17 protein-coding genes are annotated in these 25,032 nt (G+C 68.5%); 6 read left to right on the top strand and 11 right to left on the bottom strand.

The features are described from left to right. Window positions 1–166: 166 nt before the first annotated feature. Window positions 167–922 carry a phosphatase PAP2 family protein gene (locus D451_RS0110105; protein ID WP_036568029.1) on the bottom strand — a complete coding sequence of 252 codons (756 nt, stop codon included), beginning with the start codon at window positions 920–922 and terminating at the stop codon, window positions 167–169. A 740-nt stretch (window positions 923–1,662) separates the two neighbouring features. On the opposite strand from D451_RS0110105, the gene D451_RS0110100 reads away from it, so the two are divergent. From D451_RS0110100 to D451_RS0110080, 5 genes are all read left to right on the top strand, one after another. Continuing rightward, window positions 1,663–2,340 (top strand): GntR family transcriptional regulator, encoded by a 678-nt coding sequence (locus D451_RS0110100; RefSeq protein ID WP_014911282.1) that lies wholly within the window; start codon window positions 1,663–1,665, stop codon window positions 2,338–2,340. Window positions 2,341–2,839: 499 nt separating this feature from the next. Then, entirely contained in the window at window positions 2,840–3,943 is a 1,104-nt protein-coding gene (pdhA, locus tag D451_RS0110095; RefSeq protein ID WP_014913521.1) for a pyruvate dehydrogenase (acetyl-transferring) E1 component subunit alpha, read from the top strand. A 16-nt stretch (window positions 3,944–3,959) separates the two neighbouring features. Beyond that, complete coding sequence (locus D451_RS0110090; protein WP_014908958.1) at window positions 3,960–4,973, top strand: alpha-ketoacid dehydrogenase subunit beta; 1,014 nt, start codon at window positions 3,960–3,962, stop codon at window positions 4,971–4,973. 10 nt (window positions 4,974–4,983) lie between these two features. Beyond that, window positions 4,984–6,267, top strand: coding sequence for a dihydrolipoamide acetyltransferase family protein (locus D451_RS0110085; RefSeq protein WP_014912256.1), 1,284 nt, complete (start codon window positions 4,984–4,986; stop codon window positions 6,265–6,267). Between the two features lie 163 nt (window positions 6,268–6,430). Beyond that, entirely contained in the window at window positions 6,431–7,531 is a 1,101-nt protein-coding gene (locus D451_RS0110080) for a hypothetical protein (RefSeq protein WP_017534306.1), read from the top strand. Between the two features lie 150 nt (window positions 7,532–7,681). On the opposite strand, the gene D451_RS0110075 is transcribed toward D451_RS0110080, so the two are convergent. From D451_RS0110075 to D451_RS0110050, 6 genes are all read right to left on the bottom strand, one after another. Then, entirely contained in the window at window positions 7,682–8,449 is a 768-nt protein-coding gene (locus D451_RS0110075) for an ImmA/IrrE family metallo-endopeptidase (RefSeq protein WP_017534305.1), read from the bottom strand. A gap of 17 nt (window positions 8,450–8,466) precedes the next feature. Beyond that, window positions 8,467–8,805, bottom strand: a complete 339-nt coding sequence (locus D451_RS0110070) for a helix-turn-helix domain-containing protein (RefSeq protein ID WP_014910002.1) — start codon at window positions 8,803–8,805, stop codon at window positions 8,467–8,469. Between the two features lie 89 nt (window positions 8,806–8,894). Then, window positions 8,895–10,256: a crotonyl-CoA carboxylase/reductase gene (ccrA, locus tag D451_RS0110065; protein ID WP_014912743.1), complete on the bottom strand. Its 1,362-nt coding sequence runs from the start codon at window positions 10,254–10,256 to the stop codon at window positions 8,895–8,897. Window positions 10,257–10,335: 79 nt separating this feature from the next. Continuing rightward, window positions 10,336–11,343: an NAD-dependent epimerase/dehydratase family protein gene (locus D451_RS0110060; protein ID WP_017534304.1), complete on the bottom strand. Its 1,008-nt coding sequence runs from the start codon at window positions 11,341–11,343 to the stop codon at window positions 10,336–10,338. Window positions 11,344–11,353: 10 nt separating this feature from the next. Then, on the bottom strand, window positions 11,354–12,154 hold the full coding sequence (locus tag D451_RS0110055) for an ABC transporter permease (protein ID WP_014911462.1): 801 nt from the start codon (window positions 12,152–12,154) through the stop codon (window positions 11,354–11,356). After that, the gene (locus tag D451_RS0110050) at window positions 12,147–13,064 is read right to left on the bottom strand and encodes an ABC transporter ATP-binding protein (protein ID WP_234305895.1); all 918 of its coding nucleotides are present in this window, start codon (window positions 13,062–13,064) and stop codon (window positions 12,147–12,149) included. Before D451_RS0110050 ends, D451_RS0110055 begins: the two co-directional genes overlap by 8 nt. Window positions 13,065–13,393: 329 nt before the next feature. Here D451_RS0110050 and D451_RS0110045 point away from each other — a divergent pair, with 329 nt between their 5' ends. Beyond that, complete coding sequence (locus D451_RS0110045; RefSeq protein ID WP_234305894.1) at window positions 13,394–14,158, top strand: TetR/AcrR family transcriptional regulator; 765 nt, start codon at window positions 13,394–13,396, stop codon at window positions 14,156–14,158. A 74-nt stretch (window positions 14,159–14,232) separates the two neighbouring features. Here the strand turns inward: D451_RS0110045 and D451_RS0110040 are convergent, their stop codons facing one another. The 4 genes from D451_RS0110040 to D451_RS0110025 are packed head-to-tail and all read right to left on the bottom strand — an operon-like array spanning window position 14,233 to window position 25,004. Then, window positions 14,233–14,973 carry a methyltransferase gene (locus D451_RS0110040; RefSeq protein ID WP_042284735.1) on the bottom strand — a complete coding sequence of 247 codons (741 nt, stop codon included), beginning with the start codon at window positions 14,971–14,973 and terminating at the stop codon, window positions 14,233–14,235. A 32-nt stretch (window positions 14,974–15,005) separates the two neighbouring features. Continuing rightward, a complete protein-coding gene (locus D451_RS0110035; RefSeq protein WP_017534301.1) occupies window positions 15,006–15,758 on the bottom strand; it encodes a thioesterase II family protein in 753 nt (250 codons plus the stop codon). A gap of 5 nt (window positions 15,759–15,763) precedes the next feature. Next, entirely contained in the window at window positions 15,764–21,733 is a 5,970-nt protein-coding gene (locus D451_RS0110030; protein ID WP_017534300.1) for a type I polyketide synthase, read from the bottom strand. Then, window positions 21,717–25,004, bottom strand: a complete 3,288-nt coding sequence (locus D451_RS0110025) for a non-ribosomal peptide synthetase (protein ID WP_017534299.1) — start codon at window positions 25,002–25,004, stop codon at window positions 21,717–21,719. Before D451_RS0110025 ends, D451_RS0110030 begins: the two co-directional genes overlap by 17 nt. Window positions 25,005–25,032: the final 28 nt, after the last annotated feature.

Genomic DNA, 25,032 nt, shown 5'->3' with positions numbered 1-25,032 from the left:
GTCGTCGCGCCGTACCTCGCCCGGCCCTTCCTCCCCACCCATCCAGTACCCGACCGGGGTATCCGTTACGGGGATGTCCGCGAGTTCCGCGTGTCACACACCTCGTCCGGACACGAGAAGGGGCGCCCGTCGATCTTCGACGAGCGCCCCTCTTCGCGCGGTCCGTTCAGGTCTTGAGCTCCGACTCCTTGCCGTACCAGGGCCACCACTGCACGGTGTGACCGTGCGGGATCATCCGGTCCAGGCGGATCGTGAGCCGTAGCGCGAAACCCCCCGCGATCATCCCCGCCACCAGGTCCGTGAACCAGTGGAAGTGCAGGTAGATCGAGACGGTGGACTGCAACAGGGCGATGCCCACGATGCAGTACCCCAGGCGTTTGATGATGTGCGGCCGGGCCGCCCCGAACCTGATGATCAGGAACAGCACCAGCCCGTAGATGAGGATCGCGTTGGCCCCGTGCCCCGAGGGGAAGGCCACGTTCCCCATCCCGGCGAAGAAGTCGGGGTCGAAGTACTTGGCGTGCCCCCGGTTGAAGAAGAGCTTCATCACCGAGACCATCGACATCATCCCGAAGACGCCGCCCGCCCCCAGGATGATGGGCCGCCAACTTCGATGCCAGTAGGCCAGTTGGAGCGTGGTCACCCCCAGGACCGGAAGCGCCACGTAACGGGAGGCCACGTTGTCGGGCCAGAAGATCAGTGGTTCGCGCAGCGTGTCCCAGTAGGGCCGCGGCAGTTCGTTGAGGAAGTTGTCGACCGGGTGGAGGGGCCCCGCCGCGAGCATCGTCACCACGATGAGGGCCACGAAGAGGATGATCGCGATCCGATCCGAGGCGAGCCCCCAGGCGATCTCGCTCACACTCGGCCACTTCACCGCGCGCACGACGGGCGGCCCCGGAGCGTACTCCTTGGCTCTCACCACGGGGATGGGACCGCTGTAGGGACCGGGCACGGGTCTGCTCCGTTCCGGTTCGTGATGCTCGGTCGTCTGTCCGGACCTTGCGTGCCTGGTCCTCGAAGAATGCGTCATGTGCTCAGTGCTGTCTCACACGTCGTGGGCTTGCCTGTGGCACTGCTTCAGGCGTGGGGGACGGGCTAGCCGCGGTTGTCGGGACTGGTTCTGACGTCCTCGGGGTCGACACCGGGTGTCGGTAGGGTGCCGAGGGGACTCTCCCCTCCACCCTGGTTCGACGGCCGAACCTTCCGACCGGTTCGCGTGGTTCGCGACCGGGCGTTCGCAGGTCCGGCTTCCGAGGGACGGAACCGGCAGTCGAGCGGCGCCGCACCGGCACTCGCTCCCACTCCGATTCTGTTCGCGCAGGTCAGGTCGGCCCTCTCGGGCCTGGACCGTGACGTGGACTACACTCCGTACGGCCTTGTCTGGATATCGCCGACAGACGAGCCTACCCGGACACACCCCTCCATTGGTGGTCTCGGGGGCCGAGTGTGACCCTTCTGCCTCGGACTTTGCCCGAGGCATCCCTCCCGGATCCCTCCGCTTCACCGGGGCGCGATCCGTTCGTGAGTGTTTCGTTAGTGGCCCGTGGCCGTTCGTCCGGGCGACCCGTCCGCATGTGGCACTCTTCAAAGAGCTTGTCAGACAAGAGAGTGCGTCGACCCGTGTGCCACTCGCGTACGGGACGGAGAACGGAAGGGCCCTGGATGGTCGACCTCCCGCGGTTGCCGGACGACCCCTCGAAACTGGCCCGAGAACCACTGAGGGAACAGATCCGGCAGGTACTGGTCGAAGGCCTGCTGTCCGGCCGATGGCAGCCCGGCGAGCGCATCGTCGAACGGCGGATCGCCACGGAGCTCAACGTGAGCCAGGCTCCGGTCCGCGAGGCTCTGCGCGAACTGGAGACCCTGCGTCTCATCGAGACGGTGCCGAACAAGGGTGCCAGGGTCAGGGCCTTCGGTGTACAGGACATGGCCGAGATCTACCCCGTTCGCGCGGGCCTCGAGCTCGTCGCCGCGCAGTTGGCCGCTCCTCGCCTGGCCAAGGACCCCTCCGCCCTGGAACACGAGGTGGAGGCGCTCAAGGACGCCACCGCCCGCGGGGACGTCACCGAGCAGATCCGCCACAGTGTGGAGTTCCACCGCGAGATCGTGAAGGCCGCCGACAACAGCGTGCTCCTGCACACGTGGGAGTCGTTGGGCGTGGAGGTGTGGACCGCGCTGTCGGTGCGCTGGCTCGACATGGAGCTGCACGCCAAGGCCGCCGACCACGCACAGATCACACGGGCCTTCCGCGAGGGGGATCCGGCCGTGGGTCAGATGCTCAGCGAGCATGTCCTGAACTACGTCGAGGCGGCCCTCAGAACCCACGGGGGCGGGCGCTAGGAGCGGTGGGGCGGACCCCCGTCCCACTCGATCCGCGCTCTGACCTGCCGACACCCCTTCCCTCACCGATCGTCATCACCTGACCCTCCACACAAAAAAACGGGCATCTGACGTAAAGTTGTATTGATCGATCATCGATCAGACCGTAGAGTGTGCGCGACGCACGTCACATCCATGCGCGCGTGCCCCCTGGTGGTACGGGATCGTTCATCCGGCTGGTGAGCGAGACCGGACATGCTTACCGCTCTCCGCAACGGGAAGCAATGCCCTCAAGGGTCGCGGCGCCACAACTGCACACGCGACCCGATTCGCTTCGCGTCCGTCCTCGGTCCCCGCCACGGCCCGAACGGACGCGCCCCGCAACAGCCACAGGTGTCGTCGCCGAATGAGCCCGGCGGCGACACACGCCAGGGCCACGCCTGACAGCGGGCCCGGGCAGGCCTCGCCACCCGTCCCACAGGCCGGAACGCGGGCCTTCTCGCACGTAGAAAGGCACACCATGGCTGACACGGCCAAGCCGAAGGGCGGCAGCGCCCGGGCCTCCGGGTCCAGGCGCCGGAGCCGCAAGGACACCAACGGCCTCGGCAACGAGACGCCGGAGACCCTTCTCGACTACTACCGCCAGATGCTGTTCATCCGGCGCTTCGAGGAGCGCACCGGCCAGGCCTACACGCAGGCCCGCATCGGCGGCTACTGCCACCTCAACCTCGGCGAGGAGGCCACCGTCGTCGGTCTGATGACGGCCCTCCAGGAGCGCGACTACCTGTTCACGAACTACCGTGACCACGGTTACGCCATCGGCAAGGGCATGGACCCCAAGCGGGTCATGGCCGAGCTCTACGGACGCGTCGACGGCGTGTCCAAGGGCTGGGGCGGCTCCATGCACATGTACGACACCGAGACCCGCATGCTCGGTGGCTACGGCATCGTCGGCGGCCAGCTCCCCCTGGCCACGGGCGCGGCCCTGGCCGTCACCTACCGCGGTGGCGACGAGGTCGTCATGTGCCAGATGGGCGACGGCACCACCAACATCGGCGCCTGGCACGAGTCCCTCAACATCGCCAAGCTGTGGAACCTGCCGATCGTCTTCGTGGTGATCAACAACTTCACCGGCATGGGCACCACCGTGGAGATGTCCTCCGCCGAGCCCGACCTGTACAAGCGCGGCTCCGCCTACCGCATCGAGGGCGAGCGCGTCGACGGCCGTGACGTCCTGGCCGTCCGCGACACCGCCTCCCGCCTGATCGAGCGCGCCCGCGAGGAGCAGACCCCCTTCATCCTGGAGGCCTGGAGCTACCGGAAGAAGGGCCACTCGGTCGTCGACCCGGCCAAGTACCGCACCGACGAGCAGCGCGAGCTGGCCTCGGCCGACGAGAACGACCCGGTCCTGACCTTCGGCGACCAGCTCGCCAAGGCCGGCATCCTCACGGACGAGCTCCGCGAGGAGATCGCCGCCTCCGTCAAGGCCGAGGTGGCCGAGGCCGCCGACTTCGCGGAGAACAGCGCGAAGCCGGACCCGTCCACGCTCTTCGACTACACATACGCCACCCCGGTCCCCAACGAGTCGCGGCGCATGCCCGCCGACCCGGTGTTCGCGGAGTAGGGAAGGAACCAGTCACATGTCCGTGATCACATACCGCCAGGCTCTGCGGGACACCCTGCGCGCCGAGATGGTGCGCGACGAGAACGTCCTCGTCATCGGCGAGGAGATCGGAGTCTTCGAGGGCTCCTACAAGATCACCGAGGGACTCCTCAAGGAGTTCGGGCCCCGCCGCGTCAAGGACACCCCGATCGCCGAGGAGGGCTTCGTCGGCGCCGCCATCGGTGCCGCGATGCTGGGCCTTCGCCCGGTCGTCGAGCTGATGACGATCAACTTCTCGCTGATCGCCATCGACCAGATCATCAACCACGCCGCCAAGATCTACGGCATGTTCGGTGGTCAGACCAGCGTTCCCCTGGTCATCCGGACCCCCGGCGGCGGTGGCCAGCAGCTCGGCGCGACGCACTCGCAGAACATCGAGCTGTTCTACTCCTTCATCCCCGGCCTCAAGGTGATGGCTCCCAGCACCCCGGCCGAGGCCTCCTCCATGCTGCGCGCGGCCATCCGCGACGACGACCCGGTCCTGTTCCTGGAGAACCTGGGTCTGTACAACTCCAAGGGCGAGGTCCCCGACGACTACGCCGAGCCGAAGAACGACAACGTCGCGACCATCGGCCGCGCCGCCGTCACCCGCGAGGGCAGCGACATCACGCTGATCGGCTACTCCCGGATGGCCATGGTCGCCGGCCAGGTCGCCGAGAAGCTGGCCGACGAGGGCATCAGCGTCGAGGTCGTCGACCTGCGCAGCCTGCGCCCGCTCGACCGCCAGACCTTCGTGGACTCGGTCAAGAAGACCGGCGCCGCGGTGATCTGCGAGGACGACTGGCTCACCTACGGCATCGGCGCGGAGATCGCCGCCTCCATCCAGGAGGGGGCCTTCGACTACCTCGACGCCCCGGTCCGCCGGGTGGCCATGGCGGAGGTTCCCATGCCCTACGCCAAGCCGCTGGAGACCGCGGCCCTGCCGTCGGTCGAGTCGATCACCACCGCGATCAAGGAGACCCTGAGCGCCGTCGGCAAACGGGTCGGGTAGAGGAGTTTCAATGAGCGAGATCCACATGCCGCGCCTCTCCGACACCATGGAGGAGGGCGTCATCTCCACCTGGGTCAAGAAGGTGGGGGACAAGGTCGCGGCCGGTGACGTGCTGGTCGAGATCGAGACCGACAAGGCCGTCATGGAGTTCGAGGCCTACGAGGACGGCTACCTCGTCAAGCAGAACGTCTCCGAGGGCGACACCGTACCGATCGGCGAGGTCATCGGCCTCATCGCCGACTCCCCGGACGCCGTGCCCGAGGAGAGCCCCGCCCCGGCCGCCCCCGCGGCCGAGGAGAAGGCCGAGGAGCCCGCCGCCGAGGAGAAGCCCGCCCCCGCCGCTCCGGCCGAGACCGCCCCCGCGGCCTCGTCTGACGAGGCTCCGGCGGACCGTCCCCGTACCTCCCCGCTGGCCCGCCGGCTGGCCAAGGAGTACGGCCTGGACATCACCAAGATCAAGGGCTCCGGACCCAAGGGTCGGATCGTCCGCGCCGACATCGAGGCCGCCGCCAAGGACGGCTCCGCCGAGCACGCCGCCCCGGCCCCCGAGCCGGCCGCGGCGAAGTCCGCTCCGGCCCCGGCCGCTCAGGCCTTCGACGACGGTCGCGACTCCGAAGAGCTCAAGATCAACAACGTGCGCAAGGTGATCGCGCGCCGTCTGACCGAGAGCAAGCAGACGGTCCCGCACTTCTACCTGCGCCGGACGATCGACGCCGAGGCCCTCAAGGCCTTCCGCGGTCAGATCAACGAGCAGCTGTCCAGTACCGGCGTCAAGATCAGCTTCAACGACCTGATCGTGAAGGCCTGTGCCACCGCGCTCAAGCTGCACCCGGCCGTCAACACCTCCTGGGTCGACGAGAAGCTGCTCCAGCACCACCGGGTCAACGTCGGTGTCGCGGTCGCCGTGGACGCCGGCCTGGTCGTTCCGGTGCTGCACGACACCGACAAGGCCACGCTGTCGGAGATCTCCACCCGCACGCGTGAGCTGGCCGGCAAGGCCCGCGACAACAAGCTCAAGCCGCAGGAGATGAGCGGCGGCACGTTCAGCGTGTCCAACCTGGGCATGTTCGGCGTGGACAGCTTCTCTGCGGTGATCAACCCGCCGGAGGCCGCCATCCTCGCGGTCGGCGCCATGCGCCAGGAGCCCGTGGTCGTCGACGGTGAGGTGAGGGTGCGCAACCGCATCTCGCTGGAGCTGTCCGTGGACCACCGCGCGGTCGACGGTGCCGTCGGCGCCGCCTTCCTCAAGGACCTCGCCGAGATCCTCGAAGAGCCGATGCGCATCATCCTGTAGGGATGTCGTGACGTCGTAGCACGTCGCGGCGTTCGGACGCCCCGGCCGGAACCTTCCGGTCGGGGCGTCCGTCGTCATGTCGGGCCCGCTCCCCGATTCCTCAAGGCGTTCTCGTCCCCTGCCCCTGGCAGGATCTTCTCGTCACCGAAAGGAACGGACACCCATGACGAACACCCTCTGGCCGGCCGACCGTGTCGCCGAACTCGCCGTCCTCCTCCGAGGGTTCCGCCCGGGCAAGTGGACCGAGGCGGACCTGTCCCAGGGGGCGGTCGCCCAAGGCTGGGAGTGGAGCGCGGGAGAGCTCGGACCGATCCTGCACACGGGCCGGCCGTTCGGCGAGGGGCAGCTGCTGCCCGTCGAAGACCACATGGACATCCACGTGACCACCGAGGAGTACACGGGGCTGCACTTCCCGCTGGGACGGGTCGAGGGCGGTGTCCGGAAACAGGTCGAGGCCTTCCGAGAGATGGGTCGGGCCCTCCGCGAGCGGCTCGGCGAGCCGAACGTCATCGGCTCGGACGACCCCGACGATCCTCTGCACGGTTCGGCCCCGGAGTGGGGCGCGCCCTTCCTGCGCTGGAGGGATCGGGCCAACAGCCTGGAGCTGCGGGTCTCCGGAAGGGGAGATCCCGTGCTGTCACTGTTGCCCACCTCTCCCGCCGAGGGCCGGTACCGGTACGACCGCGAGCACGGGGCGGGCCTCGTGGGCGGGTTCCTCGGGGTCTCCCTCACCGGGGACATCGCCGGTATGACCATCGCCGGGATCACCAGGGGAGACGACTGGAAGGGCTACGCGCGCCGGCTGGTCGACGTCCTGCGCACCATGCCCGCCGAGCTGACCGCCCTGGGGTTCGAACGCTCCTTCGGCCTGCACGGTGACATCCCCGGTGAAGGAGGTCCCTGGGTCTTCCAACTGGCGCTCGGGCAAGACGTGGAGCTGGGGCTGGACGAGGCCGCGGCCGACATCATGAAGCGCTCCCCCGAGATGCCCGATCCCGAGGAGCTGGGCTGGACCGAGGCCACCGAGGCACGTCACCTCCAGGAGGAGATCGCCTACCTCGCGCCGAGCTACCGGTACGACGAGGTCAACGCGGTGCGGCTGGCCATGCTGGTCCTGGAGACCGCCGAGGCTCTGGGCATCGCCTCTCCGGAGGGCCTGTCTCTGACCGACAACGGCGGTCGTATCCCCAACCCCGGCGGAGACGGCCCGCACACGGACTACCGGATCAGCGACTACGGCCTCGCCGTCACCGAGAACCCCTGACCGGAACCGGAAGGACCACCATGGTCCGCGCTCGGAGGTGCGTCCCTCCCCCGCGTCCGTGGGCCGATCCCTCCACCGGCCACCACCGCCCCGGCCGCCGATAGCGGCCGGGGCGTGGCCGTTCGGCGGCCGCCCTCGTGGGTCCGCGGGTCAACCGGCGAAGCGCGGACGCCGTACGGGGACCACGCCCGCGTCCCGCAGTTCCATCTCGGCCTCCTGCCTCGTGATACCGCGCAACGTGGCGATGGCCTGTACCGACAGGACGCCTTCGGCGTAGGCGTTGACGGCCCGGCCGAGGAGTCGTTGCGGTGCCCGGCGCCGGGCGGACTCTTCCCGCAGGGCACGGTATTGATCGCTCCACCCGAACCGCGTCGCCAACTGCGGCGTGGTGGGCGACAGCCACGCCCGTTTGGTGGCGTCGTCGATGTAGCCGGCCTGGCACAACGCGATCGCGGCGATCGGTGGTGCGACCAGGAAGCGCTGGACGACCTCGGAGAGTTCGGAGAGTTCGGCCTTGGCCGGTGATCCTCGTTCACCGAGGAACTCGCGCAGGCCGTCGAGGGGGACGAGCAGATGCCGTGCGAAGGCGTCGGCCCGGCTCTCCTCGAAAGGGGGGTGACCCCAGGCGCCCGCCGGACCGCCCATCGCGTCCCCGAACAGGACATGGCCCAGTTCGTGGGCGAGTGTCTTGCGTTGCCGCATGGGGCGACGAGTGGACGCGACACCGATGAACATGACGTCTCGTTGCCGGTCCCGCACCATCATGCCGTGATGGTCCTGGTCCGCTTCGAGCGCGGCCACGTTGATCCCCGTGGCCCGCTCGATGATCGCGATGAGGTCGCCCAAGGGCTGCACACCGAGATTCCGTTCCTCCCGGAACCGTTCGGCCGCGGTGCGGCCTTCGACTTCTGCGCTCACGTTTCGACCGTCCGGTTTCAGGTTGTGGCGGAGACGGCCTGGTCGTCCAGGTAGGCGTCCAGTTCCAGGAAGTCCAGCAGTGTCTGGCGCATGCCGCTCATCGCGGAGCCGGTGGTGAGAAGGGGCACGCACTGAACCCGCTCGGCCACCGTCCCGACCCCGGTGAGCTGGGCGACCGTACACCCGGTCTCCCAGGCGATCGCCGCGATCTCGGCCGTCTTCGCCTCCCGATTCCCGGAGATGATCCGCGACAGGGTGGACTGTGAGATGCCCGTGGCATCGGCGAGAGCACGCTGGCTCAGACCCGCCGCAGCCCGGGCTCGCTCGATCCGTGCACCGATATCCGTCAACGACATTGCCACCGACCTACCAATGTGAATCATTACCAACGGCCATCAGATCAGTAGAGGAATCACGAATTTACCGATTCCGGAAAAGAGCGGAATCAACCGGAGACCGTGTCATGCGCGTCGCCCTCACGAAAACGTTCGATCTGCTCGACGTGCGAGGCCCGGAACTCGGGAGCGTCGATTCCCAGACCCGGCCGGGGTGCCAGGGCCAGCACACCGACCTTGCCGCTGTGCTCGTTCTGGTGCACCCGACGAGCGGCCAGTCCCACGTCGTCCAATCCGTACACCGCGGAAAGGGTCGGGTGGACCACGCCCTTGGCGATGAGTCGGTTGGCCTCCCACGCCTCGCGGTAGTTCGCGAAGTGCGTACCGACGATCCGCTTCAACCCCATCCACAGATAACGGTTGTCGTACTGGTGCTGATAACCGGAGGTGGACGCGCAGGTGACGATGGTGCCGCCGCGCCGCGCCACGTACACGCTGGCGCCCATCGTCTCCCGCCCCGGGTGCTCGAACACCACATCGGGGTCGTCGCCGCCGGTCAGGTCGCGGATCCGGGCACCGAAACGCTTCCACTCCTTGGGGTCCGGTGTGTCCGGGTCGCTCCAGAACCTGTAGCCCTCGGCCGCCCGGTCGATGATCAGCTCCGCGCCCTGGGACCGCACCAGGTCGGCCTTGGCCCGGCTGGAGACGACGCACACGGGGGTGGCCCCGGCGCGCAGCGCCAACTGGGTGGCGTACGAGCCGAGTCCACCCGCGGCCCCCCAGATGAGGACCACGTCTCCGAGCTTCACACGCGCCCCGTTGCGGGAGATGAGCTGACGATAGGCGGTCGAGTGCACCAGCCCTGAGACCGCCGACTCCTCCCAGGTCAGGTGGGCGGGCTTGGGCATCAACTGGTTCGCTTTGACCAGGCTGAGCTGAGCGAGCCCACCGTAGTTGGTCTCGTATCCCCAGATGCGCTGCTCAGGGTCGAGCATGCTGTCGTCATGACCGTCCGCTTCGGACAGTTCGACCGACAGGCAGTGCGCGACCACCTTGTCACCGGGCTTCCATCGCCGTACGCCCGCTCCGACCCTCAACACGACACCGGACATGTCCGAACCGAGCACGTGGAACGGCTGGTCGTGGATCCCCGCGGAGGGGACCTGACTCGCGTACCGCCGGAGGAAGCCGAACGTGGGAACCGGTTCGAAGATCGAACTCCAAACGGTGTTGTAGTTGATGCTGCTCGCCATGACCGCGACGAGTACCTCCCCCACACCGGGCTCGGGTGTGGGCACTTCGCGGAGGGTCAGCGACTTGGCCGGGTCCCGGCTCTGCGACGGCAGACCGGAGAACATCTCCGTGTCCTCACGCAGAACGACCGCCCCCTTGTAGCTCTCCGGGACGCCCATGCCGGCGACCGTGTCGGCGTCGATGTCACCTGAGGCAAGATAATCCGCGATTTCCCGCATTCGACCTGTCCCTTTCACGATTTCCGGCATTGGGGCGTTCTCCTTTGTTCTCCGAGCCACGAGGGTCCGCGACCCGGGGTCAGGGAACGGCGGTGTCGATCCTTTCGAGCAGTTCGGTCTCCTCCACCGAGGTCAGACCGGCCTGCCGTTCACGATCGAGCCCGGCCTCCTTTTCGTACGCCAGGGTCGCTTCGGCGGTTTCGGCGAGAGGACGGACGGACAGCCCCGCCTCCAGGGCGGGGGCGGTGTCCCGGTCGACCACTCCGTGATGGCTCTCGGGGAGCCAGAGCGGCAGCGAGTGCGGCCCCTGCCAGGGCATCACGCCCGCTTCGAAGAGCCGGTCCGGTGACACCGGAACCCGTTCCAGGTCGGAGGCGCCGACCGCGTCCGCTATCCCCTCCAGCACCGACCCCAGCGTCGTCCGCGGACCGGACGCGTCGAAGGTTCCGGTGAGTCCGCGCTCTCCGGAGAGCACGATCCACTCCGCGAGGTCGCGCACGTCGATCAGTTGGCACGGCTGGTCGGGTGCGTCGGGAACCAGCGCCCGCCCGCCGCGGGAGAACCGGGCCGGCCAGTACCCGAACCGGTCGTACGGGTCGCCGGGGCCGCAGACGAGACCGGGCCGCACCACCAGGGCGCGGTCGCCGACCGTCTCGACGACCGCCTTCTCGGAGGCGACCTTGATGGACCCGTAGGCGCCGAAGTCCTCGGGGCCCTCCGGGTCCGCGTAACGCGGTTCCAACAGGGGGTCGTCCACACCGCCGCCACGCCGGGACAGGTCGGAGTACACGTTCATCGTGGAGACGAACGTCCAGTGCCCGGCCGTATCCGCGAACTCGGCGAGGGCCTCGCGCACCCACCGGTAGGAGATGATCGCCGTATCGACCACGGCGTCGAACCTCTCGCCGCGCAGCGGGGCCAGTCCGTCCTCGTCGTCACGATCCACTCTCACCAGTCGGGCGCCCTCGGGGACGGGCCCGGACCGACCTCTCGCCGCGCAGACCACCTCGTGTCCGCGGGCCACCGCGGCGGCCGCCACCTCTCGGGACAGGAACTGAGTACCGCCCAGTACCAACCAACGACTCATTTCGTCACTCCTAACCACGTCGGATCACGGCGCGAACACTGATGATCAGCCCCAGCAGGCACCACACGATGAGCACCACCAGGCCCTGGCCGCTGGGCTCGAACCTGTCCGAGAGCAGACCGGCGCGCAGCAGGTCGGCCGCGGCCTGGAAGGGAAGGACGCTGTGAACGGCCTGGAACCATTCGGGCAGCTGCTCCTTCGGGAAGGTGACGGGCGAGAAGAGCATCACGAAGAACACCATCACCTGGCTGACCAGCTGCGACATCATCGGTGACAGCAGCATCGCCGTCGCGTAGCCCACCGAGACGGCCATGATCGTGGCGAGCACGAACGCCCCCACCAGCAGCGGCCAGTCGATCGAGTACTCGATCCCGTAGCGCAGGCGGGCCACCAGCACCGTCACCGGAATGCTGGGCAGGGCGATGACCAGCCAGACCACCAGATCGGCCACCAGCAGCAGCGGACGCGGAACGGGCAGCGCCCGCTGATAGGTCAAGGTGCCGCTGGTCCGGGCACCGGCCACCCCCCACGGGCACAGGACCAACCCGATGACGAGGATCAGGATCGTGGGAGCGCCCGTGGACAGCAGCTCGGCGGTGGGGGCGTCGATATCGGGGACGAGGAGCCCGAACCCGACGACGACCGCTCCCGCGATGGCCGCCTGGACCACGATGAACAACGGCATCATCGCCCCGGTCTGGGCCATCGTCCAGCGCAACAGGGTCCAGACCGTCATCCCCAGGTGGGCGCGCTCGGGGATCGGTGGGAGCGCTTGACCCTCACGGCGCTCGCGCGTGATCGCTTCAGACATGGGCGGACTCCTCGTGGATCGATTCGGCGTCGGCCGTGGCTGCGAGGTAGGCGTCCTCGAGCGTGGTGGGTGTGAGCGTGTATCCCTCGACCCGACCGGAGGCACGGAGCGCGGTCGCCCAGGCGACCGCGGTCGCGGCGTCGGACTCGGCGAGGCTCAACAGCACCCGACGCCCGTTACGGACTCGGCGGACGAACCGGAAGGGCGGTTCCTGGGAGGACGGGTCCTGGGCGTCCAGGGGCAGGGAGAGCTCGAGACGCATTTCGTCTCCCTCGGCTCCGCGCAACTGGCTCGGCGACCCGGAGGCCACCGCTCGACCGCGGTCGAGCACCACCAGCTCGTCCATCACGTGTTCGGCCTCGGCGACGTTGTGCGTGACCAGCAGGACCCCCGCGCCCTCGTCGCCGAGCCGGCGGACCATGTTCCACAGCCGCCTGCGGCGGGCCGCGTCCACGTCATTGGTCGGCTCGTCGAGGATGATCAGCGGCACCGGTGCGACCGCGGCCATCGCGAACGCGGTCAGACGGCGCACCCCGCCGGAGATCCCCCCGCCGTCGGGGGTGGCCCGCCGATCGATCCATTCCCGGATGTCCAGCTCATCGGCCATGCGCTCGGCGGCGTCCCGAGAGGCCGAACGGGACATGCCGCGCAGCCGCCCGGCGATCACGATCGCCTCCTTGGGCGTCAGCCCGTCCAGTGGTGCCTGGGCCTGGGCCTGAAGAGCCACACAGCGACGCGCCGTACCGGGGTCGGCGACGGCGTCGACCCCCACCACCCGGATGGACCCGCCGTGGGGTCGGAGCAGCCCTACGACCTGGGAGACCAGGGTGGTCTTGCCGGCACCGTTGTGCCCCAGCAGACCGACCACCTCTCCGGGTCTGACCCGCAGGCCGACCTCGTCGTTCGCCACGACCGAACCGAATCGCCGAGTCAAGCCCTCGATCTCGAGTATCGCGTCACCCACGCGTCACCTCCGTAGCTTCCTCGCGGCTCACAAACCATCAGACTTGAAATACCGCTGGTATCTTCGTAACAACAGTAGGAGCGTACCGATGGAACGTCAAGACTGCTACCGTTGAATGAGAGGTGACCCGAGAGTGACCGGCGGAGGGCGCTCTCCAGGGGGCGTCGGACAGGAGGAGACCCCGTGGCCGGACGAACTTCCATGAGCCCTCGGGCGGCGTGCCGCGCACGGCACGTGATCGCGCCAGATCCACGACGACCCTCCGGGCTTTCAGGATGAGCTCCGAACGGGATTACGCCAAGGGCTACAATAAGAACATGGATCAAAATCGGCTGACGCCCGTTCGAAGGAAACGAAAAACGCGGGCCGAGCAGAAGCAGGAAACCCGCAATGCTCTGATCGAGGCGGGTCTTTTGACCTTCAGCCGTGACGGTTACCATGGCGCTTCATTGGAGGAGATCGCCGATACCGCAGGATTCTCAAAAGGGGCGGTCTACTCGAATTTCGGAGGCAAATCCGAACTCTTTCTCGCGGTCCTGGACTACAATCTCAGCATCTTGCGCGGGGAACAATGGGACCCTCTCTCCCTCGCCGGTTCCGCCGGGGAGGCCCTCCCCGGCCAGATCTTCGACGACCGGGACCAGGCCGAGAAGCTGGTGCGCGGATTCGAGCTCGCGACGCTGGAATTCATCACCACCGCCGCCCGGGACGACGCGCTCGTCCCGGCTCTGCGCACCCGGATCCAGGCTCTGCTCGATGCCTACCAGCGCGTCGTGGTCACCCACCGGGCACCCGACGAGGAGCTCGAGGTCGACGAGATCGCCCGGCTCATGGCCGCTCTCGAGCAGGGTGTGTCCGTCCTCGCCCTCAGCGGCATCTCCTCGATCGACGGTTCTCTGCTGCGCCTGGGGATGCGGCGACTGCTCGGCGACTCGGGCGGCTCCACCGACCGGTCCGATCACACCTCGATCCTGCCCACCGTCGAGCAGGTGCAACGGCTGATCAACGACGGCACGTCGGAGTCGGACACCTCCGATTAGGCCTGATCTCCGGCCGTGCCCGCCGATCGGCGGGCACGGCCGGAGACCCGTACGACGGGCTCCGCGCGTGCGGGTCAGTGCCGTTGGAACTCGAACATGGTGAAGTCCACGTGGACGACGCCCTGTTCGTCGGCGGCGGCGGTGGCGGCGGGCGGAGACCCCATGAGCACCGCGGGGATCCCGATCGACTCACTGCGGTACACCCGGCCCGAGAAACCGGCGTCGGCCGCCAGTGTCCGCAGCCCCGCGGGGTCGCCCAGCGTCTCACTGGTCAACATGTAGATCCGCCCTCCGTCGGCCAGGTGCGGCCTGACCTCCTGGAAGAAGCGCCGGTGCAGCGCGTACCCGGGGTCGAAGACCGACCGCTCCACCTCGGTGGCGTGTCGACGCGATTCCGGCGCCCTGACCAGCGGGGGGTTCGAGCAGACCAGGTCGAACTCGTCGTCCGGGTCCAGTTCGGCGAACAGGTCGCTGGTCAACGCCTCCACCCGGCCGGCCAGACCGTGCCGGGCCGCGTTGCGCCTCGTGTTCTCCGTCGCGGCGGGGACCACGTCCAGGCCCACCACCCGCGTGCAGCCGCTCTTGGCCGCGACCACACAGGTGACGCCGGCGGCACAGCCGACCTCCAGGAACCGGGAGCCCTCGGCGAGTGGCAACCACGAGGTGAACAGGCGTGTCCCCGGATTGGGCTTCCAGACCCCGGGCAGCACGTCCCACCGCATCCCCATCAGGGTCGTGGTCGACCTCGCGCCGTCCGAACCCTCCGTTCGCGACAGCAGCCAATCGCCCACCTCGGCCGCAAGGGCGTTCTCCATGTTCCGTCCCTCCGTCGCCCGCGCTCGAACCATCAGAGAACCTCTCCCCCCGGGCGCGCAGGCGCGCCCACGGCCGTACGCGTCTCCCTCAGCTGCCACGCCAACTGGAGCCTCGACTCCATCAGCGCCACCATCGACTCACGGTGTCGATCCAGGAAGAAGTGCCCGCCCTCGTATTCGTTGACCTCGAGCGAGTGATCTGTGTAGTGCTCCCACTGATCGGGGGTCACCGTGTCGCCGCGCCCCAGCATCAGCACGAGGGGGCAGCGCAGGGGCACGCGCCCGGTGTCCTGATAAGCACTCAAAAGGCGCAGGTCCGCCTTGATCGCGGGCGCGAAGTACGTCATGAAGTCCGCGTCCCGCAGGTACTCCTCCGGCACTCCGCCGTAGCGCAGCAACACGTCCCGGAAGCCCTCGGGCGTGTCCAGGTTCCCGACCCTCCTGAACCGGGCCCGGCACGGCGCCGAGGAGCCGGAGCTGAAAAACGTCAACGGCGCGTTTCCCAGCCGATCCTGGCACAGTTTCGCCACCTCGTAACCGAGGACGCCGCCCATGCTGTGACCCCAGATCGCGTAAGGACCGCGAAGCACGTCTTCGAACTCTTCGAAAATGTCTTCCGCGAGTTCACCGACCGATTCGGGCATCGGGGTGTTCAACCGGTTCTCGCGCAAGGGGTATTGGACGATGTTCAGGTCCACGATTCCACTGAACGCCTGCTGCCACCGGCTGTAGTAGAACCTGCCGGCGCCCGCGTGCGGAAAACACACCATCGAAATACTGTCCATAAGGATTACCGGGCACCTTCCGATTCGACGTTCACGTCCGACTCCCCGGACTCGGCCGCGGCCCTCCGCGCCAGATACTCGACCTCCTCGTCGAGGATGGAGACCACCTCGGCGGGGTCCTCGACCCACGTGGACAGGATCACGATGTCCTGTCGGGTCCCGCTGACCTTGGACACGCAGTAGCAGTCGGCGTAGTCGAGCGTGTCCTGGTCCTCGGTGAGCAGTTCGAGGGTCATGTCCCAGATGGCGTCGTACTCGGCCTCGGTGCTGCCCGCGAAGTTGAGCATGCACGACGGTCGGAACCCGGTCCCCCGGGCCTCCTTGGTCGTCTGGAAGACCTTCCCGTACTTGAGCGCCGTCAGCGGGCCCGTGACGAGGTTCGAGAAGTTGACGTTGAACTTGTTCATCGATTGGAACTTCTGCTGGATGAGCACCTCCAGGTCCTCACGAACGCCCTGCTCTCCGGACACCACCAGGGGCAGGACGTCCGCCACCATCCCCATCACCCCGGAGTAGTCCACGTCCTCGTACACACGAGAGTTGAAGACCAGGTCGAGCGCGACCTTGTCGACGCCGAGCAGTCGGGCCACCAGACGCGCGTAGAGGTACAGGACCAGGGAGAACGGCTCGACGTCCTCTCCGTCACCGCTCTGTAGGCGCCGTAGGTCGACCGAGTAGCGGACGTCGCACATCCGGCCGGTCCCCCGGCCCTCCGACGCGGCGAGGATCTCCTTGCCGTACCGCCCCCACGCTTCGAGATCGAACCTCTCGATGATCTCGTCGGCGCCGATACCCACCGGGCCCTTGCCCGTCTGCTCCTTCAGGTGCCGGAAGCTACGCGTGCGGGGCAGCGCCCGGGTCGTCCCCTCCGCCAGTTCCTGATAGCGCTTCACCAGGTCGGCGCGGAAGGCCTGACCGGACGCACCGTCGAAGATCGAGTGGTCGAACTGGAAGATCATGTCGTAGCTGCGTTCGTTGTACTTGACCAGCACCGCCTGGTACAGGATCGTGTCGGTCTTGAGGTCGACGTTCCATTCACGTTTGACCAGCTCCGCCCGCACTTCCTCCTGACGTCGCAGCGGGAGCGCCGAGAGGTCGATCCGGGGCAGCGTGAACGTCATCGGGGGCTCGTGCTCCTTCCACATCCTCCGTCCGAGGGATCTGACGAGGACACTGCGCATGAGCCCGTGGCGTCCGACGACGTCGCCCAGCGCACGCTCCAGCACGTCGACGTCGATCAGCTCACGGAACTGCACCAGGTACAACTGCGGGCGCGCCCCGCGTGAGAAGTAGTGCTTCTGGGTCCCGCTGATGGGATAGGTCCATCGCACCGGCCGGGACAGGATCGAGCGCCGCATGTCCTCCTGTCGCCGGTCGATCTCGCCGAACAGCCGGTCCAGGCCTCCCTCCCGGGTCGGGTCGCCGCCGAGCCGCAGGGAGGCGAAGTCCCGTCCGGCCAGGAAGTCCCGCTCGGCCTCCCTCGGCAGGATGTAGTGCGGTGTGAAGGCCTGTGGCAATCGCAGTTCGTTGATCCTCCTGACGATCGACACCCGGTCCTCCTCGCGGAAGCCGTCGACGAACAGGACGACCGACTCCTCCTCGTCGGCTCCGGCGGTGATCTCATAGAGGGCGCATCCGCTCTCCAGGCGCTCTCCGAGCAGGGCCGCCGCGCTCTCCAGCGAGTCGCACTCCTGATTGACCTGCTTGTCCGATCGGGCGAGCAGCCCGGCCAGCTCGCCGATGGTCGGATGGCTGTGCACGTCGCTGGCCAGAACGGTGTAACCGTGCCGCTCCAGGGCGCTGGTGAACTGGATCAGCTTCAGTGAGTCGAGCCCGGTGTCGAACAGATCGGCGCGCGCGTCGATCCCCTCCAGGCCGAGCAGGTCGGCCATCTCCCGCTCGATCACCGCCGCGACGGAGCTCCGTTCGTCGACCGCGCCGGACTCCTCCGGCTCCCCGATCGCCTTCCGTGTCGCCGCCGTCTCCAGCAGGTCCAGCCCGTGGTAGCCCGTCCGCATGCCGGAGACACGCATCTCGTACAGCAGGTCCAGCACCGACGGGTCCCCGTCACCGAGCCGCCCGAACGAGTACAGTCGCACGCCGTCGGCCTCGGCGTCGGTCACCGCGTTCCGGGCGAACCGGGCGGTGACGTCCGCGTTCCACTCGAACCGGTCGAGGTCGGCACGCGACACCACGCCGTACGAGGTTCCCAGTTCGTCCCCGGCCTCGCGGAGGCGGCGCGACAGCGTCCCCGGGTCCGGAGCGTCCGAGGCGTCGGAGCCGGTACGGGCGGCGTCCCGCAACGACGTGTCCCAGAGCACCAGGTGCGTCGTCCCCTTCAGAGCGCGGAGCCGGGAGATCAGACCTTCCGTGGTGTCCGCCCCCGTACGTCCGGTGACGGCGGCCATGACGGTGCTCCGTCCCTCCGTCCGGGCCCCGGCCTCCGTCGGCCCGTCCGCGCCGACGGCGAAGGGCAGGACGTCGACGCTGCGTTCGGGGCCGGTCGCCGAGAGCACGTCGTCGACCGCGTCGACCGGGCACACGACCACCGTCCGGCCGGAACGGGACGCGGACCGACCACGATGACCGTGCAGCGGCACCATCGCGGGAACGAACCGGCCGCCGTCCCGGTAACGAGCGGCGACGGCCTCCTCCCTCTCCGCCTCCAGCTCCCTGCGCAGGCTCTCGCTCCAGGCCCTCGGGCCGCCGGGAGCGGTCAGCGCGGTGTCGCATCCGAGCGCCCGGACCCGCAGGTGCGGGTACTCCAGGTTCAGGCCGATCATCTCCGGCAGCGGTGGACCCTCGGGGCCGGCGGGGGCGACGGTCTCCAAGAGCACCAGATCGCGCACCGGCCTGTCCCGCAGACCGGATACGACGTCGCACAGCCGCCGCACCAGTACCGACGCGTCCGCGCCCGGCCGATGGTGGACCACCACGGTGTCCCCGACCAGCGCGTGTTCCTCCAGGTCCGCGGCCAACCTCCGCAGATCGTCCTCATGGCCTCGACGAACGCGGGCGCCGACCGCCCCGTCGAACCGGTACTCCCCGCCGAACTCGACGTAGAGCGGCGTCCAGTACGGCACCTCGTCCATCACGCGCCGGATCCGCGACCGGTCCTCGGTGAACACGAGGAGCACCCTGTGCCTGCCGCTCTCACCCGAGTCCGGGAGCAGAGCGGAGGACCAGGTCAGCTGGAGCGCGTGCCGCGGTGCTCCGGTGGCGGGAACGGACACCGGCCGCCGTTCGACGACGGGGCGCGGCCGGTCGTCGGCCGTGGAGAGGAGCTGTTGGAACTCGCCGATGTCGATCGGGTACTCGGTCCGGTCGAAGGCGTAGAGCGGGAGCCGCACCTTGCTCGGCGCTCGGCCCTTGTGGAACGCCGGCCAATCCAGCGCGACGCCCGCCTCCCACAGCTTCCTGATCGCGGTGGCCAGGTGCTCGCCGTCGTCGACCTCCTCCAACCGGTGGCGCAGCATATTGATCGCACCGGTCCGCGTGCCCCGGGCGGTACCGCGTACGAACGACGACAGTGACTTCCCCGGCCCGACCTCGACGAACAGGGCGTCGCCCCGCTCCATGATCGTCTCCACGCCGTCCTTGAACCGGACCGTGCGTCGGATGTGCTCGCAGTAGTAGTCGGGATCGGTGGCCTGTTCCGGTGTCACCCACGTACCCGTCACGTTCGAGACGTAGGGGATCTCGGGCGCTCTGAGGTCCACCGACGAGGCGATCTCCCGGTACTCCTCCAGGATCGGCTCCATGTACTGCGAGTGGTACGCGTGGGCCGCCTCGACGTGGGTGAAGGTGATCCCCTGCTCGGCGCACCGCTCCTCGAACGCGGCGATCGCGGCGGAGGCGCCGCTGACGGTGCAGTCCTCCGGCGCGTTCACCGCCGCTATGGAGAGCTCGTCGGTCAGCATCGGCCGGATCGTGTCCTCGGACGCCTTCACCGAGGTCACCGCGCCCTCAGGGGTGGTGTCCACCAGAGAGCCCCGGGTCAGCACCAGCCGGAGCCCGTCCTCCAGGGAGAACACCCCGGCCACGCACGCGGCCACCAGTTCGCCGGTGCTGTGCCCGATCATCCCGCGCGGCCGGATCCCCCAGTCGAGGAGCGTGCGCGCCATCGAGTACTCGACGACGAACAGCAGGACCAGGCTGACCGCGATGTTGTTCAGCTGCTTCTCCTGCGCCACCGTCTCGCCGAAGAAGACCTCCCGCACCACCGGGCTTCCGAGTTCGTCGGTGATGGCCAGGCAGTCGTCCACACGGGCCCGGAAGACGCTCTCGGTCTCGTAGAGGCCGCGGGCCATACGCAGGTGCTGCGCGCCCGCCCCGCTGAAGAGGAGGTAGACGTCGCGCCGCCCGTTCCTGGGCAGGTGCGCCGGTTCGTCTCCGGCGTCCAACGACTCCTGTAGGCGCTCCCTCAGCCGACCGATCCCCCCGAAACCGACGGCGTAGCGATACGGCAGGTCGCGCTGGCGATTCTGGAGGGTCCAGGCGAGATCGGCGCCGTCGATGTCCGGGTTCGCGGCCAGATGGTCGACGAAGTCCCGCTTCATCCGCGTGATCGCCTCGGCGGAGGCCGCCGACAGCACGAACGTGTTGTGGGCGCGGCCGTCGGAGGCCGGACGCCGGGGTTCCGGGGCCTCCTCCAGCACCAGGTGGGCGTTGGTCCCGCCGATGCCGAACGCGCTGACGCCCGCCCGTAGCGGGAGCTCCCGCCCCGACTCGGACCGTTTGCGCCGCATCTCCTGTCGCTCCCCGGCGATGTAGAAGGGAGTGCCGTCGAGCCTGATCCCCGGGTTGAGCGTGTCGAAGTGCAGGCTCTGCGGGATGGTGCGTTCCTTGAGCACCTTGCAGGCCTTGATGAACGAGGCGACCCCCGCGGCGGTGTCGAGGTGCCCGATGCTCGCCTTGAGCGAGCCGACGCCGCACGAGTCCGGTTCACCGGGGCCGAACGCCTTGGACAGCGCCTCCATCTCCACCGGGTCGCCGAGGGCGGTGCCGGTGCCGTGCGCCTCCACGTAGGAGATCTCGGAGGGTTTCACCCCGGCGACGCGATGGGCCTTGCGGATGACCTCCGCCTGCCCCTCGATGCTGGGCGCGGTGTAGCCGACCTTGCGGGTGCCGTCGTTGTTGACCGCGGAGCCCTTGATCACCGCGTAGACGCGGTCTCCGTCGCGCAGCGCGGCCTCCAGCCGCTTGAGGACCACGATCCCGACGCCGTTGCCCTCGACGGTGCCGCCGGCCGCCGCGTCGAACGCCCGGCAGTGCCCGTCCGGGGAGTGCACCATGTTGGGCCGGTGCTGGTAGCCGTTCTTGTGGGGCAGGCTCAGACCGCTCCCGCCGGCCAGCGCGATCTGGCACGAGCCGGTCCAGACGTTGCGGCACGCCACGTCGATGGCGACGAGGGAGCTGGAACAGGCGGTGTGCAGAGTGAAGGCCGGACCCCTCAGACCGAGGGAGTGGGAGATCCGGGTCGCGGCGAAGTCCTTGTCATTGAGCTGCATGCCGGAGAAGGCCGAGCCCGCGTCCTCGTTGAACCTCCGCTGGGTGTCGACCTCCCAGGGCATGTTGTTCGTCGCGCCCAGGAACAGGCCGATGGCCTCCTTACGTCCCTCGGCGGAGTAACCGGCGTCCTCGAGCGCGTGGTAGACCTCCTCGTGCAGGGCGCGTACCTGCGGGTCGAGCACGGTCGCGTCGGCGGGCGTGTAGTTGAAGAACCTCGAATCGAAATACTCGATGTCCGGGAAGACGCCCTTCGCCCGAACGTAGTGCTCGTCCTCCAGCGCCTTCGGGGAGACCCCCATCTCGATCAGCTCGTCGTCATCGAACCGGGAGATCCCTTCGACTCCGGCGAGCAGGTTGCTCCAAAGGTCCTCGACCGACGCGGCCGAGGGAAACCGACCCGCCATGCCGATGACGGCGATCTCCAGTCCGGTGTACCGGTAGTCGGGCTCAGTCGCGTCGGACATCGTCGACGCCCCCTTCACTGTCGTCCATCATCCGGGCCATCAACAGCTGTGTCCTTAACGCCTGCTCCTGCTCAGGCTCGTCCTCGGGTTCCTCGTCCACGGACGGTCCGGCGACCGAACCCGAGTCGAGGTGCTCCGCCAGCGCGGAGATCGAGGTGAACTCGAAGAACAACGTCAACGGCAGATCGCGGTCGGCCTTCGCGCGCAGCCGGTTCCTGATCGCCAACAGCGTCAACGAGGTCACGCCCAGGTCGAAGAAGTTCCGCTCGACGTCGACGTCACCGCTGTCGACCTCGAGGACGTCCGCCACGATCTCGTGCAGGATCCGCTCGGTGCCGTGGGCCGGCCCCGGGTCCCGGCGGGCGCGGTCGGCCACGGCGCGAAGACGGGAGCTCTCCAGCCTCTCCTTGTCGACCTTCCCGTTGCGGTTGATCGGGACGGCCTCGATCCGCGTCACCGAGGCGGGGATCATGTAGCCGGCCACCTTCGTGCCCAGCTCCCGCTGCACACGGTCGGGGGTCAGTTCCCCGTCGGCCACGTAGTATCCGGCGAGCCGTGTGCCGTGCTCGAGCTCGACGGTGGTCACCACGGCCTCCTTCACTCCCTCGACCGAGCACAGGGCGTTCTCCACCTCGCCCAGCTCGACCCGGAATCCGCCGACCTTCACCTGGTCGTCCATGCGGCCGAGGCAGTCCAGGGTGCCGTCGGGAAGCTCGCGAACCAGGTCCCCGGTGCGATAGAGGCGTTCTCCGGGGATCCTCGCGAGGGAGACGAACCGCTCGCGGTTCAGATCCGGCCGGTCGTGGTAGCCGGTGGACACGCCCTCTCCTCCGACGCACAGCTCTCCGACCGCGCCCGGCGGCAGAGGGTTCAGGCCGTTGTCCAGGACATGGGCGGTCGAATGGGCGACCGCCCGGCCGATGGGGACGCGCGCACCCTCGAGGTCCTCCGGCCGGATGGTGTGCGTCGTGGAGAACACCGTGTTCTCGGTCGGCCCGTATCCGTTGACGAGCTTCACGTCCGGACAGGCCTGGGCCACCTTCGCGACGTGTCGGACCGACAGCGCGCTGCCCACTACGCACAGGTATCGCAGCGGCGCGAAGATCTTCGGATCGTGGTCGCCGTGCTGGTTGAAGAGCACCGTCGGGATGGTGACGTTCCGGACTCCGTGCCGGACGATCGTGTCCCGGAAGCGATCGGCGTCGAGCAGGTCCAGTTCGTCGTCGGGGAGGACGAGCGTCCCCCCGCTCAGCAGCGCCCCCCACACTTCGAGGGTGCTTCCGTCGAAGGCGGGCGAGTTGACGAACAGAATGGACTGCTCCTCGCGGAAGTCCACGAACTCCTGGTCGGCGAAGAGCCGGAGCACGTTGCGGTGCGTGATGTAGCAGCCCTTGGGCACGCCCGTCGACCCGGAGGTGTACATGAGGTAGGCGCGGTCCTCGCCACTGATCCTCGGCGGCTCCGGGGCGTCCCGGCCGGTGTCCTCTCCGGGCCCCTCGACCAGGAGGGCCTCCACCGAGCTCGGGACCAGGTCGGTGAAGTCCGCGACGGTGCACAGGTGTCGCACCCCGGCGTCGGCCAGGACGGTCTCGATGCGTACCGGGGCGTCCTTGACGTCGACCGGGACATAGTGGTTCCCGGTCTTGAGGATCGCGAGAAGGGCCACCACCAGTTCGGGACGGCGGTCCGCCAGGACCCCGATCCCGGTGCCCCCGCCGACGCCCCGGTCGATGAGGGTCCGGGCGACCGCGTCCGACCAGCGGTCCAGGGTCCGGTAGGTGTACTCCGTGCCTCTCCAGACCATGGCGGTCCGGTCGGCGTGCGTACGGACGACCTCCCCGAACACCTCCACCAGGGAGGAATCGATCGGGATCCTACCCGCGCCGGTCGGCGCGGGCTCCGACACGCGCGGCTCCGGCTCCCACATTCCGATGTCCCTGACCCGGACGTCGGCGTCCCGGACCACGGCGGACAGGACGGCGACCAGGCACCGTTCCAGCGTCTCCATCAGACCGTCCGAGTGGACGGCGGCGTTGTAGAGGAAGGCAACGCCCATGCGGGCGCCGGGGGTGACCACGATGTTGAAGTCGTAATCGGTCCGTTCGAAGACCTCGACGCCGTGGAGGCGAGGACCGCCGTCCTCTCCCACCCCGAAGTCCCGCAGCCGCTCCGACAGCGGATAGTTCTCGAAGGCGATCACGTGGTTCAACAGCGCGTTGCGCAGCGGCGACAGGCTCTGCACCTCGTGCAGCGGGAAGTGCTCGTGGCCGCTCGCCCTCAGAGAGTCCGCGTGCACCGCACGGCACAGGTCCGCGAACCCCGTGTCCTCCCCCGCCGTCACCCGCACCGGCCGGGTGTTGGTGAACAGGCCGAGCATCTCCTCGATGCCGTCCATGTCGGCGTTGCGCCCGGAGACCACGCTGCCGAAGACGACGTCGTCGGTGTAGGTGAACTTCTGTAGCACCACGCCCCACACCGTTTGGAAGACGCTGTTGGGCGTCACCGAGAGCCGACGCGCGAGGGACACCAGACCGTCGTGGAGGTGCCGCGGCAGCTCGAACCGATGGGTCGCGTCGACGTAGTCCGCTGATCTCTCGGGCACCGCGGACGGCGCGCCGCGACGGTCCCGAGGGAGCGACGCGGGACGCTCGTATCCGTCCAGCTCCTCCGTCCAGAACCGCCGCGCCTCGTCCTCGTCGTGCCGGTCCTCGTACCAGGAGACGTAGTCGGAGTACGGGCGGTCCTCGTACCGTTGGGTGAGCGAACCGGTGCGGACCAGTTCGTCGTAGTACCCGAACCAGGTCTGGAACAGCGGTGCCAGCGACCAGCCGTCCAGGATGATGTGGTGGAAGGTGACGACCAGGTGCCAGTGGCCGTCGCCGGTCCGCAGCAGCGCCGCCCGCAGCAGCACGTCCGCACCGAGGTCGAAGCCCCTGGCCCGGTCGGCGGCCTTGAACTCCTCGACCGCCTGTGCGGCGTCCTCCCGGTCGCGGTGGTCGATCACCTCGAACCGGGGCGGCCACTCCTTGAGGACCAGCTGGTAGGGGTCGTCGGTCCGCTCGAAGGAGAAGACCGTCCGCAGCACGCTGTAGTGGCGCGAGGTGGCCACGAGCGCCTCGCGCAGCCGGTCGGCGTCCACGTCGCCGGTACCGGTGAAGTCGAACTGTTCCACGTACGCGTCGGATCCGGTGTCGACGGCGTAGCTGAAGAACATGCCCTTCTGCATCGCGGCGAGGCCGGAGACCGATTCGATGTTCTCTGTGTCAATCATGAACTGAGCTCTCTCTGTACGCCACGTG

Source organism: Nocardiopsis alba DSM 43377 (assembly GCF_000341225.1).
Lineage (GTDB): Bacteria > Actinomycetota > Actinomycetes > Streptosporangiales > Streptosporangiaceae > Nocardiopsis > Nocardiopsis alba.
Note: the sequence above shows the minus strand (reverse complement) of the source record. Positions and strands in the feature narration are given on the sequence as shown.